Raw genomic sequence first — 13,169 nt, 5'->3', positions numbered from 1 at the left:
GAGGCAGGCAACCATGGCGACGGTAGAACGGATAGCGGGTCCACACTACGGCGGCGTGCGCACGCTGTTGCTGGGGCGCGTGCTTCCGCACGCGGGCATCGCGGCGTACATCTTCTGGTACCTGAGCGTCCGGCTGTCGACGGTCAACGACGCGCTCCCGGCGTTTTTCCTCGCGTACACCGTTTTCACGGCGGCGCACACCGTGCTTGCGTCACGCAACGTGCGCTTCGGAATATCCGCGGCGGGGACCGCGGGCCTTACGCTGCTCATCATACTCGGCGCCACCGTGCTCGCGCCGCATTCCGAGGCGGGTTCCTTTGTCGCGGGTGTGACGGCCGTGTTCCTCATCATCCTGCTGTGGATTTCGTGCGTGGTGAACCACTGGTTCATCGCCGCGCGCGCCTTCTACATCGCTGATGTTGCGGCAGTGAACGGCACATGGATCGCCTTCGTGCTGCCTGCGACGGAATTCACCACGGCAGGACTCATAGCGGCCTCGCTACCGGTGGTCGTGTACTCGCTGTACGTCCTTCTCTTCGACTACGCGCTGCGGCGGCCCATGCCGCGGCAGGATCGGCGCAAGATCGTGCTGCGCTACCTGCTCGTCGTCCTGGTGCTGGCGGTCGCGGCTTTCATCGGATCCGTGTCGGGCATCGGCGACAGCGCCGGCACGGCGCGCGGATCGTACAGCCTGCTCAGCAAAAAGAACGACCGTTTCCGCATGCAGGACCGCGCGGCGCTGGAGGACGAGTTCAAACTCCCGATCGATTCGAAGGAACTTGTATTCGCGGCGCATGTGCCGGCGGTGTCGTATCAGGGCTACAGTATCGGAGCCCCGTATCTGAAATTCCATTCGCTGCACACCTACGACCCGGCGCGTAACGAGTTCAACGGACTCGCCGACGAGATGGAGGCGCCCACGTACCGCGTGCGGCTGGTGCCGCTCGATCGCACGATGGCCGAACCGGTGCAACTCACCGTCGGACTCGACGGACGCGAGGTGACGCCGCCCGAGGCATTACGCTTCGACGGGCGTTCAACCATCTACAATGTGCGTTTGTCGACCGACCAGACCTTCGGGCACAATCTCACGTACCGCTTCGTCAGCTACTCCTCCACCGACAGCGTGACCGTGGCCGATGAAACCCTGCCCGTACTGGGCGTGCACCGGCTGTTCTCTCGCGTATCGATCCTGAACGTCATTCCGATCGGCACGGCGGGGCAGTTCTTCCAGTTCGACTACAACGCCGCGGTGCTCGACCGCGTGGACGAGTACGGCGACGTGGACGGCGGTCCGCGCGGCTTCCGGCAGCAGTACCTCGGCATCAATGGACTCGAGCAGGACATCCTCGACACGATGCGCGCCCTGCTGCGCGGACGCGAGAGCACACGCGAGCGGATCGAGACCGTGATCGGCTTCTTCACACAACGCGACGCCACCGGCCAGCCTGTGTTCACCTATTCGCTCAAGCCGGGAAAATCCGCGGATCCCAACGAAAGTCTGTTGCATTATTTCCTTCTGAAAAACCGACGCGCATACTGCACATACTACGCCACCGCTGCCGCCCTGTTTTTCCGTGCGGCGGGCATCCCGGCCAGGGTGGCGATCGGCTTTGTGCCCGGTGAGGAAAGCAAACAGACGCCCGGCTGGTACTACGTCTATTCCAATCAGGCGCACGCGTGGACCGAAATCTGGCTTGGACCCTCGCTCGGATGGATCGACATCGATCTGACACCTGCTGCGGAGGGGCCTCCCGGAGGTCCGCCCCCTCCGTCGCCCACGCCGCCCGAGCCGCCCATGCCGCTTGACGCGCAGTACCGCGTGACGGGCGTGGTGGAAACGGCGGGCGACGCACTGACGCTCAGGCATACGGCCGTGTACGAGCGGACCGAGGAGCGCGACACGCTGCTGCGCGTTTTTCCGCGTGAGCGCCGCGTGCCGCTGCGCTTCGACGTCTCGGTGGAAACCCAGCCCGGCATGTCGGATCAGCGCGCGCGCGTTACGGACGTTGTGGAGGATCTGCGCGCGGGCGACAGCGTCGTGGCCACGGGGCATCGCAGATCGAATGCCGCGTTTGCGGAGAGCAGATCGGGCGCGTTCCAATTCCACACGATAGCGCCGCTCTCGCGCATGCGCGACACCACCGGCGCCTTTGCGGCGCGGCGCGGGGGACCCGACGGGTGGTGGACAAAGCCATCGTTCTGGATCATGCTTGTCGCGGTCTGGTACCTGCTGCTGCATCTTGTTCCCGCCCTGCATCTCGGGATTCTCGCGCGTCGCACGCGTCGCGCGCGCAGCGACGCGCGCCGGCTCGCGGCCGCGCGCGAATGGTTGCTGCTGAAGCTGCATCTGTTCGGCACCGCACCCGAGCGGGAAACCGACCTCGAGTTTGCGGTGCGCACAGGCGCGGTACACGGCGTGGATGTGACGCCGTTGATCACCGCGTATCTGCGGTACCGATACGACGGCGGCCGCGGCGCCGCGGACGATGCGCGGCAGCTCTGCACCGACACCATGGCGGCAGTGGACCGGGCGCTCCGTGTCGCTCACACCTGGCCTGTGCGTCTGTACCGGCAGATCCACCTCTGGAATTACATGCGCTACATCAACCGAAGGAAGACCGCATGAAAAATCGGATTCGTGTATCCGGTATTTGCGCGGTCGCGATTCTCATCTGCGGCGTGGCGCTGCTGCGCGCGCAGTCGGCCGAGGAGGCGCTGCGGCAGGCGCGACGCATGCTGGCCGAGAAGCCCTTCGCTGCCGTGCGCGATTCCGTCACGCGTCTCGCCTTCACCGACATCATTCCGGGCCTGCGCTACCGGCAGTCGCAGGACATGTACGTGCTCGGGACGACGCTGCGCGACAAGGCGCCCGGATTTTTCCTCGGTGCTCTGCTTCGCGGCTATTACCTCGCCGAGGTATCGACCGACAGGCGCGGGCACGAACGCGCAAAGCGCGAACTGCTCGAGGCCCGGCGGCTCTGGCCGCTCGAGCAATACACCCCGCGGCGCGAGAATCTCGACGACGTGCTCTCCGCGGAAAGTCCGACCGGCGCGCGCGACCGCGACCTCTATTTCACGTACCAGCTCACGCGGCAGTATGTGCAGTTCCTCCAGCAGCTCGCGGACGAGCATCTCGAGCTGAACGAGGCGCGCGAGGCGCACGAGATACTCGCGGAACTCGCGGCGGACGGGTACGCGTCGGACATGTACACGCGCACCAAACTCTCGTGGATCTTCTTCAAGTACCGCGCCTTTCCCGCCGAGGGCAACACGTCTTTCCTGCTCCCCGACGCGCGCGCCAACATGGCCGAGGCCGTGCGGCTCGCGCGCGAGGACCAGGCGCGCATCGCCGCCGCCACCGCGCACAAGCGCGTCGCGACACGGTACTGGAACGAATCCTCCGATCTCGAGTGGTACCACAACGCCGCGACGAGCATCATCTCGATCGTGAGCGCCGCGCGCTGGGAACTGGACTCGGCCATCGTCTATTACGAAATGATGCCCGAGTGGATGAAGATCCGCAACAACGGGATCTACCTCTACCTTGCGGACCTCAACTACCGGATGGCCGAGCGCCAGTTCGAGGCAGTGGGCAAGGTCGGCAACGATCCGCTCGACTACGTCTCGCAGCCCAGCGCCATCGACGCCTACGTCACCCTCCTGCACTGCAAGGGCGCGCCCGAGGAGGGCTACGCCTACCTCGACGACTACACGCGCAAATACCAGGAGCAGCGCGGCTGGGGCTTGATCAGCACGGGCACTGCGAATTACTGGAACGGGCATCTCGACGCCTCGATGCGGCATCTGACAAACGCATCCGAATATCCGGAAATATTCGGCAACATCTCGCTCACGCGCACCAACTACGATCTCGTGATCGAGGCGCAGCGCGCGCTCACGCACGAGGCCATCGCCAACCGTCTGGAATTCGAACCCGCTCCGGGCGAGGGTTTTTTCACACGCCTGTGGAACGCGGTGCTGCGGTTTTTCAACGCCCTGTGGCATCGATTCGCTGCGTTTCTCGCGCGCAACACCGCGACCGACCGGTATCTGCAGATCCGCGACCGCGGGGAATATCTCAAGGTGTTTTACGTCGAGGCCACCGGCGACCCGTTCCAGATCACCTCGGTGCTGCGCGGACTCGATCCACGCTGGCATCTCGAACGGGTCCGCGCCCTGCACGACGATCGTCCGCGCGCCGCGAAATTCCGGCGCTATCTCGAGGCCTTGTTCCTGCACGAGGACGGACGCGACGAGGATGCGTTGCGAATACTCGACAACGGCGGCCGCCTCCTGCGCGCCGAGGCCGACACGGCCTACGAAAAACAATTCATGGCCATGACCGACGATCTGCACATCGACGTGCTCGAGTCGCTCGGCATGGACACGCGTGCCCGCATTGCCGCGCAATACCGCGTGTATCCACAGACCACGTCGCTGTGGGGACGGCACCTGCCGCTGTACTTCGACCGCGAATCAGTCGTGTTCCGCCGTCTCGACGAAGCCCAGCGCGGAGCCGCCGACGAAGCCCTCGACGTGTTTGCGCGTTACGGCTTCGACTTTCTGGATGCTCCCGCGGCAGGCATACCGCGCATGCGTCTCGAGATCGAAGCAGCGCAAGGCGGGCTGCTGTACCGTTACAGCGTTGAAGCCGGAGGCACCGTGATTGCGGCGGGCGAATTCAGCACCGCCGCCACCAAGAACCGCCCCGCCCTCGCGCCGTACGACGCGGCAAAACACATCGCCTACGGCATCTTCAGAATACACGAGCGCGAAACAGGCGCCTCGGCAAGCACCGGCGTGTAAACGCAGAATCAGACATCCCGACACCCATCACCAGAACCAGTACAGCCATGACGACCCCATCCCGCGAACAGCTCGAGACGCGCATCGCCGAAGCGGCGCCCCGTATTCAAGGACTCATCGACAATGTGAACCTCATCATTCGCGGACAGCGGCCGACCATCGAACTCGTGCTGACCGCACTGTTCGCAGGCGGGCACGTTTTGATCGAGGACTATCCCGGCAGCGGGAAAACCACACTTGCAAAAACCCTGAGCTTGAGCATCGGCGGCGGCGGCACGCCTTCCACCTTCAAGCGCATTCAATTCACGCCGGATTTGCTGCCGATGGACATCGTCGGCTTCAACTTTTTCGACGCTGGGAAAAATGCGTTTGTATTCAAGCAGGGCCCGGTGTTCAGCAACTTCCTGCTGGCCGATGAAATCAACCGCGCCTCTCCAAAGGTACAGTCGGCGCTGCTCGAATGTATGGCCGAAAAACAGGTGACGGTGGACGAACGGACCTACAAACTCGAGAACCTGTTCTTCATCGTCGCGACGCAGAATCCGATCGACAGCGAAGGCACCTACCCGTTGCCTTGGGCACAGCTCGACCGCTTCTACTTCAAATTACCGCTCGGTTACGTCGATTATGAGACCGATCTCGAAATCCTCGGCGATCTCGACCGCATCCTCGACGTGCAAGGCCAGGTGCATCCGGTGATCACGGCCGACGAAGTTGTCGCCCTCCAGAATCTCGCCTTCGCCGTGCACTGCGATGAAACCATCATCCGCGCGGTCACCAACCTCATTCACCGGACGCGTGAGAGCAAGAAGGAAATCAATGTCGGCGCCTCGACCCGCGCGGGCATCTATCTGCTCAAACTCATCAAGGCGCATGCGCTTGTCGCGGGCCGCGCCTTCGCAACCGAAGACGACTTTAAGGCCGTGGCCTACTGGGGCCTCCATCATCGCCTCGTGTACGCCAACCGCAAGGCGGGCGAGGACGTTCTGCGGGCTCTCGTCGATACGGAGGTCGAGAAGCTGAGGAATGTTGTTGCGAGGTAAAGGTGGAAGGTGGAAGGTGGAAGGTGGAAGGTGGAAGGTGGAAAGGTGGAAGGGGGGACTGACGGTGTTGTGATGTCAGGATGATTGAATTGATTTGTCTCACGTATTGACTGTACCCGCGTTTCGGAATTGTGAGGGTGGAGGATGTATGAAAACGGCAAAGTTTCAGTTCATTGTTATCTTCAGCGTGTGCGGCATTACAGGCGGGGAGGTGGCCGCGCAACAGCCGTTCTGGCAGAGAGTGGATTCTGTTGAACGATTCTCATGGTCTGTCGCCTTTGGTGACGCAGGCGAGATATTCACGGCAGATGGGAAGTCGGGCGTGTACAAGAGCATCAACGACGGTAGACACTGGGCTGCTGCCAACGAAGGGCTCGTGAACAGAACTGTCCACGATATGTACTTCGATGCGGCGGGTCGACTGTTCGCCGCGACCAATGACGGTGTGTTCCGGAGCGACGACCGCGCGGAGCACTGGACGCGCGCTTCCGCCGGACTCCCGGAAGGGCCGGTCCACGTTCTTGCATCCGGCGGAGATGATACACTGTTCGCACTGCCCGGCATGAGGGTGTATCGCAGCATCAATGCGGGAAACAGGTGGGATCTGATCGGTCCGCCCGGCACCGCCCCGTGCAGCGGCGTATGTGTCACAGGTTCCGGCGTGCTCATCGTTTCCACCGACGACACGCTGTACCGCAGCACTGATGCCGGCGCGACGTGGCGCGTCTGCCACGCGCGCCCGCGCGAGACGTTTCTACCGCCCATTGTGGACACACGGGGAGTCGTGTACACTGCAGCGAATTTCGGGAAAGTGTTATTGAGCGGCGACGAGGGCATCACCTGGACGACGCTGTACCCCGGGCTTGGCCACATTTCCGTGCTGGCTGCGGGAAGCGACGGATACCTCTACAGCTCGATGTACGCAGCCAAAGGCCTCGTACGCAGCAACGACGGCGCGGCAACGTGGACGGATGTACCTGCGAGCGATTCGCCGGGGAGTGAGTACACAACGCGTATCGCCATGGACCCGCAAGGGCGGCTCATCACCTGCGACCATTTCGACGGTGTCTTCCGATACGCTCCGGATTTTTCATTCAAAGAGCCGCTTCGAGGAAGGGCGCTGTATTACGAACTCCCTACTATGGCTCTCTCGCGCCTTGCCATCAGCGATTCGGGCAGCATGGCAGTACTGCCAGAGCATGACGGACTGTTCCGCAGCAACGATGGCGGGATAACCTGGATACCGACCGACGTCTCCTTCCCTCAATCCTGGGGGAACCGCGTCTTTGTTGGCGGTGCGAGGCATTCCATGTACGTCGTTTCCAGCGACTCTCTGTACATCAGCACCGATGGCGCTGCAACATGGCATGCCGCACCTGCTCCCGCCGATACGTATACGACAGTGCGTCCGCTGCAAAGCGGGACTCTGCTGCTCGGAAGCAGACAATGGATATATAGAAGTACGGACCAGGGAGCGACATGGAATGTGGTCACACAATCCGCCGGTCCGCACTCTGTCATCGGCATTGCGCAGGACACGCGGGGTGATGTGTATGCACTTGTCGATGCGAACCGGCTGCTGGTCAGCACCGATGACGGGAACACCTGGCTGATCCGCGCATCCACAGGTTTCGATGGGTCCTACACCAAAATTGCATGCGGCGCGGCCGGACGTGTGTACGCCGTGAAGGGGATGGGACCTGTCGTGGCGGCGAGTGATGACGGCGGTGCAACATTCCGGTCAGCGAATACGGGTATGTCGCCGAACGAGCTCACCGCGTTCAGCACCGATGCACAGGGCCGTGTGTTTGCGGCGGGCGCATGGTGGGTTTCAGGCGGCGTGTATATCAGCGCCGATTTCGGTGCGAGCTGGCGCAAGCAGAATTCGGGCTTTTATTCCGTCGAGTATCAGTGGGCGTTCGAACCGGGTGTGATGGATTTGGTACGCGGTCCCGCCGGGCGCATGTACGCACTCACCGACAGCGGGCTCTATTGCGGCTCCGACTGGCCCCTGGGTGTCGATAAGAGCAAGGCACAACCCGCAAATATCGGACATGTCTATCCGAATCCATTCCGGTCCGGCACCACCGTCACCTGGACACTCGAACGGAAGCAGCATGTCGACGTGCAGGTCTTTGATCTGCTGGGCCGCCGTGTCGCCTCACTCGCTTCGGGCATGTTCGCCGCGGGAACACACTCGATACCTTTCACCGGCAGCGGCCTGCCACAGGGAAGTTACTTCGTGCGGATCGGCACCGCGGACAGATCGCGGTTGTTCATGATCGTCAAACAATAACACTGCGATGGAAGAGAATATGCCCCGTTGCATCTTTCATATCCGCATATGTGTGTTGCTGGTTTTACTGTGCCCGTTAGTGAGCAGTGCGCAGAAGCTGTCCTGGAGGCATCTGGATTCCGTGTCGCGCTTCTCATGGTCAGCAGCCACGGATCCCTCCGGTACGCTGTATGTGGCGGACGGTACACCGCATCTCTATCACAGCATCGATGATGGCGTGCATTGGAGATCGGAGATTGTTGGTTCATTCGCGCCACACGTGTATTCCATCACTACAATCCCGACGGGAACACTCTTTGCGATCACATCGGACGGCGTATATCGGCGAGAGACAGGTGTGGCCTCTTGGCTTCCGACCATGCGCAATCCTGAACTCGGAATCGTGTATTCCATTCTTTCGAAAGGTCGGGATACACTCGTGGCAACACATGCGTATGGCGTCGCAATAAGTCTTGATGGCGGATTCACCTGGAACCGCACCGGTCCTCCCGGGTCAGGCGGACTCGGGCAGGTATGCATCACAACGTCCGGCCGCATGTGCCTTGCTAGGGCCGACTCTTTGTTTCGAAGCAATGATGGTGGAGCCACCTGGCGCGGCATTCACACTCCCGCCGCAGGGTATATCCGAAAAATCTGGAGTATCGGCGAAGATACGATGTATCTCTTCACGACGGAGGGATACCTCTGCCAGAGCAGCGACGGCGGTGAGTCGTGGAGCATGGCGGCTTCGCTGGGAGGGTGGACTACTTCGGTCGTGTCACACCCTGGCACACCTCTGTTCGCGCTCAGTGACCGGGATTCCACGCTCATGCAAAGCACGGATGGTGGTCGGACGTGGATCCTCGTTCTCAGACAGGATCAGGTGGGATTTAGTAGCCTGAATTTTTTGGATGTTGATCCGGCCGGCCGCGTCTTGTATGGGGACCGCTACGATGGCTTGTTTCGCTTCGACCCTGCCAACGCCACGCGTACGCACGTCAGAGGACGCTCCTTGTATCCACGAGTCTTCCGTGGCGTATGGCCGGAACTCGCGGTGAATGCACGCGGGACGATGGTGACATGGGGTCCGCTTGACGCCTCCGGCCGCAGCGTCGATGACGGATACACGTGGAGATACAGTGAAAGTGAAGTCATCTCGAATTTCTCCGTCATTGACATATCGGCGGGACACAACGCTTCCTTTTATGTGCTCACAACCGATTCGCTTTTCACCAGCACCGATGATGGCCTCACGTACACAGCACGGCCCGTGCCGGCATCACATCCCTCCTCCTGTATCCAGACTCGTGTCGGTTCGCTGCTGATAAGCGGACTGCACGGAGTGTATCACAGTAGCGACGATGGGGTGAACTGGACGAAATCGAACGCACCCTCGGGAGTGGGTGATGTACGATCGCTGCAAGAGGATGAGTCTGGAAATCTCTTTGCACTTTCGAGGCAGAAGTTCGTGATTGTTTCCACCGATGATGGATCACACTGGCGTGAACTCCCATCTGTGGGGCTGCCGGATCACTGTTCCCAGCTTGCAGTCGCGCAAGGCACAATCTATGTACTTGATGTGTCGAACGGAGTATACCGCAGCAAAGACGGCGGCGCAACATTTCTGCAAATTCCTGCCGGAAGCCGGAACGCACACTTTAGCTGTCTCGCTGTCGATGCTGCCGGTCGAGTATATCTCGGAGCGGAGGATATCCATCGCGACGGCATACTGTACAGCACAAACAACGGTGATTCCTGGCAGGACGGGAATACTGGTATTGTATCACCAGAACAGGGATTCGACTACGAGCCCGTCGTGCGCGACTTCGAGTTGGGGCGCGATGGAAGGATGTATGCACTGGTTGACAGCGGGATCTATCGCATGGAGGAGACGGTACTCCACGCGCTGGATGACGTACACAAACCGGATATGGCCGCGACAGCGCGGCCGAATCCCTTCCAAACTACAACCACCGTCACCTGGACACTCGAGCGGAAGCAGCATGTCGACGTGCAGGTCTTTGATCTGCTGGGCCGCCGTGTCGCCTCACTCGCCTCGGGCATGTTCGCTGCGGGAACACACTCGATGCCCTTCACCGGCAGCGGCCTGCCGCAGGGAAGTTACTTCGTGAGGATCGGCACCGGCACCGGCGTAACAGTGCTGCGGCTGTTGCGGGTGCCCTGAGCAGCCGGCGCAACACTGCCGCCATCGGGGTCAGTGCGCGCGGATGGTTCGCGCGCAAGCACACTGTGGAAGGTGCGGATCGATACACTGGCCCGATGCGATACTGAGGTGCCCGAGGACGACCCGCACATGCGAGACGTTATCGTGTCACTCAACAGCCCCGAGCGTTTCCCGCAGGATCATCATTTCGAGCGTGATGCGGACTTTGCGCAGAACGGCCGCGTAGCCTTCCATCATCTGCTGTGCCTCGGCGCGGTCGGCGTACATACCGCTCCGCACCGAATACCGTTTCTCGTGCGTGTCGAGAGCAGTTGTTTCGTCGATCCACACAGGTGCACCGAGCAGTGTGCGCAGCGTGTCGCGCAGTATCTGCGCGTTGCGCGGATACAGGAAGGTGCCGAAGCTCAGCGAGAATTGCCTGCAGGCGGACTTCGAGCCGGGCGTGTATTTCTCGAGCATTGTGATGGCCTTGTGCACCGCCTCGTGCATGATACGCGCGGCCTCCTGTGCGTCGGCCGGCGCGGGCAGGCACCCTGTGTGGAGACGGAACTGGCGAGCGCCCTTGTCGTCGGTCTCCTCGACAACAACCACGCTGTCGCGCACGATCTTCGCGGGATCGGTGAATTGAAGCAGCATCGCCTTCGTGAACACCGCCTCGCTGCTGTCGCGGAACACATGTTCGGCACGCACACAGCCGCAGGACCGCGGTTGCGCCTCGGGATCGATCTGTTCCTTCTGCACAAAATCCGTCTCGAGCGGTCTCGGCATGGTGCGCGGATCACCAACCACTGGCGTGATGAAGATTTCGATCCGTCGTCCTTCGGGATTGTTGCAGCCGTAGGCGTTTGTTGATCGTTTCCGGCAGGGATTCTCCATCGCGGGGGCCTGCGTCTGTACATCGCCGCGCCATGCCGTCGGCTCGTATACACCCATGCCGTCGTAGTCGAATACGATGCGGCCCGCATCGCGAAAACGTTTGTACGTTTCAGATCGATCGCCCATGTCGCGGTCGATGGTCTTCATCGTGAAGTACGAGCGCAGCTTCGACAGGATCACGTTGCCGTACTGGCCGCGGTCCTTGAGCGGGATGTTGCGCGTCCCGTCGGCCGAGGGCAGCGAACTCGACCACATGTCGGTGCCGCTGGCGATCTTCATCGTGGGCATCAGTACTGTTTCGTCGGTGTAGGAACCCTGCACGAGATTACACGCGTCGGTGTAACCGACCACGGTGATCATCAGCGAGATGTCCTTCTCGGAACAATTGTCCACTTTGCGCAGCGCGTTGTCGATCTTGTCGTAAATATTGCGCGCGAAAAAATCGTCGATAGTCTTCGAAGCGCAGGCGTAATCGTAATCGCCGCGGTCGATGAACTTCGCGCGGGCGAGCGTGCCCGCGCCCGCCTGCCTGTTGAGCTGCGCGAGATTGCGGCTCGTGTTCGGCCACCAGTATCCCGTCACAAAATACGGGATGCCGCTCGCGTCGCTGATGAGAATGGATTCGACCGGCTTGGGATTGCAGTCGCAGTCGATGTTGACGAGCTGCAGCGTGTCGCCGAATTTTGCCACGGTCTCGACGATGGGACAGCTCATCGTGATACATTCGTCGGCGGCGCCCGCGCGCAGGAAGGACACACGATCGCCCACCTTCACCTGGATCTTCTCGCCCGCGCGCATGTCGGTCACCGCGCCGTTCACCACGGCCTTCACGCGCTGGTCGCCCATGACGCGGCCCTCGAGACGCATCCCCTCGACTTTTACGTTACCCTTTTCGTAACAGGTGACGACGGGCGAGAGCCAGATGCGCGGAACCGGCAGGCGGCACGCGTAGATGTCGAAACCACCGAAGCCGTCTTCGCGGTTCGACGACCACATGATGATCTGCCCGGTTTCCGTCGTGGACACCTGTGGAAAGATTTCATCGGCCGCGGTGTTGACGCTGAAACCCTCCTGCGCGGTGACGGTGTTGATGTCCACCGGCTTTGCTGCACGTCCCGCAAGCACGTCTTGCAGCGCGCCGGCGAGGTACACGTCGAAGCCGCGTCGCGAACGCGCGCCGGAGGCAAAGTCCCACTGCGTGGAAAAATACAGCGCGCCGAAGCTGTCGATGCCGGGGCACATGTCGTCGACGGGTGTGGCGAGCGACGCGACGATCGAAGGTGCGCCCCACACACCGCGGGTCCGCACAGCGTACCAGATGTTGATGCTGGTGTCGGCGGGGTTCAGAGGATTGGGCCGGTCGGACGCAAACAGCAGCGTGTCGCCGCCGGGCGACAGAGCCGGTTGCGAGGTCCATGCCGAGGCGAGGTTCACGTTTTCGACGGGTGTGGCGTCACGCGGAGTGCCGTCCGCTCCGCGCTGAAGTTTCCACAGGAACAGGTTGTACCCGGAGGCGCCCGGCCGCAGCGTGTTGCTGCCGTCCACCGGCTGCTCCGCTGCCAGCACCACCTCGTTGCCGAACATCGTCACGGCGCCCTTTGTCCACGTATCGAAGGCCGAGCCGATCTGCGGCATACGTTCGGCGTTCCCCCAGTTCCTGCACACGTCGGGCGGCGACAGCGCGCCCGCGTGTTTCGACACAAAAATATCGCTCGGCAGCGACGTCTGCTTTTTTCCGTCCACGCCGCGGGAACTCGTGAACCAGAGCCGCGCGCCGTCGGCACGCTGTTCCAGGTACGCCCCATACTCGTCGGCGGCAGTGTTGACCGACGCGCCGAGCAGACCCGACCCCTGCGGACAACAGCGCTCGCTGCGCGCATCGCGCAGCGACGTGCTGGACGAGCAGCCGGCACACACGAGTGCGGCAAGGGCGAGGACCGGCACCAGGCCTGTCGCGATTCTGCGATGCACAAACATGGTT

General features: G+C 61.9%; 6 protein-coding genes. 5 read left to right on the top strand and 1 reads right to left on the bottom strand.

The window, feature by feature from the left end; genetic code table 11:
- Window positions 1-13 precede the first annotated feature (13 nt).
- The 5 genes from HY962_10400 (at window position 14) to HY962_10380 (ending at window position 10,312) form a co-directional block, all read left to right on the top strand.
- Window positions 14-2,629 carry a transglutaminase domain-containing protein gene (locus HY962_10400; protein ID MBI5647330.1) on the top strand — a complete coding sequence of 872 codons (2,616 nt, stop codon included), beginning with the start codon at window positions 14-16 and terminating at the stop codon, window positions 2,627-2,629.
- Window positions 2,626-4,809, top strand: coding sequence for a hypothetical protein (locus tag HY962_10395; protein MBI5647329.1), 2,184 nt, complete (start codon window positions 2,626-2,628; stop codon window positions 4,807-4,809). Before HY962_10400 ends, HY962_10395 begins: the two co-directional genes overlap by 4 nt.
- A 47-nt stretch (window positions 4,810-4,856) precedes the next feature.
- Entirely contained in the window at window positions 4,857-5,852 is a 996-nt protein-coding gene (locus HY962_10390; protein ID MBI5647328.1) for an AAA family ATPase, read from the top strand.
- A gap of 148 nt (window positions 5,853-6,000) precedes the next feature.
- The gene (locus HY962_10385) at window positions 6,001-8,148 is read left to right on the top strand and encodes a T9SS type A sorting domain-containing protein (protein ID MBI5647327.1); all 2,148 of its coding nucleotides are present in this window, start codon (window positions 6,001-6,003) and stop codon (window positions 8,146-8,148) included.
- A 121-nt stretch (window positions 8,149-8,269) separates the two neighbouring features.
- Window positions 8,270-10,312: a T9SS type A sorting domain-containing protein gene (locus HY962_10380; protein MBI5647326.1), complete on the top strand. Its 2,043-nt coding sequence runs from the start codon at window positions 8,270-8,272 to the stop codon at window positions 10,310-10,312.
- A 147-nt stretch (window positions 10,313-10,459) separates the two neighbouring features.
- Here the strand turns inward: HY962_10380 and HY962_10375 are convergent, their stop codons facing one another.
- A complete protein-coding gene (locus HY962_10375; protein ID MBI5647325.1) occupies window positions 10,460-13,165 on the bottom strand; it encodes a PD40 domain-containing protein in 2,706 nt (901 codons plus the stop codon).
- Window positions 13,166-13,169 lie beyond the last annotated feature (4 nt).

It is taken from the genome of Ignavibacteriota bacterium (genome assembly GCA_016218045.1).
Lineage (GTDB): Bacteria > Bacteroidota > Ignavibacteria > SZUA-365 > SZUA-365 > JACRFB01.
The sequence above is the reverse complement of the archived record's forward strand: the minus strand, read 5'-3'. Positions and strand labels throughout refer to the sequence as shown.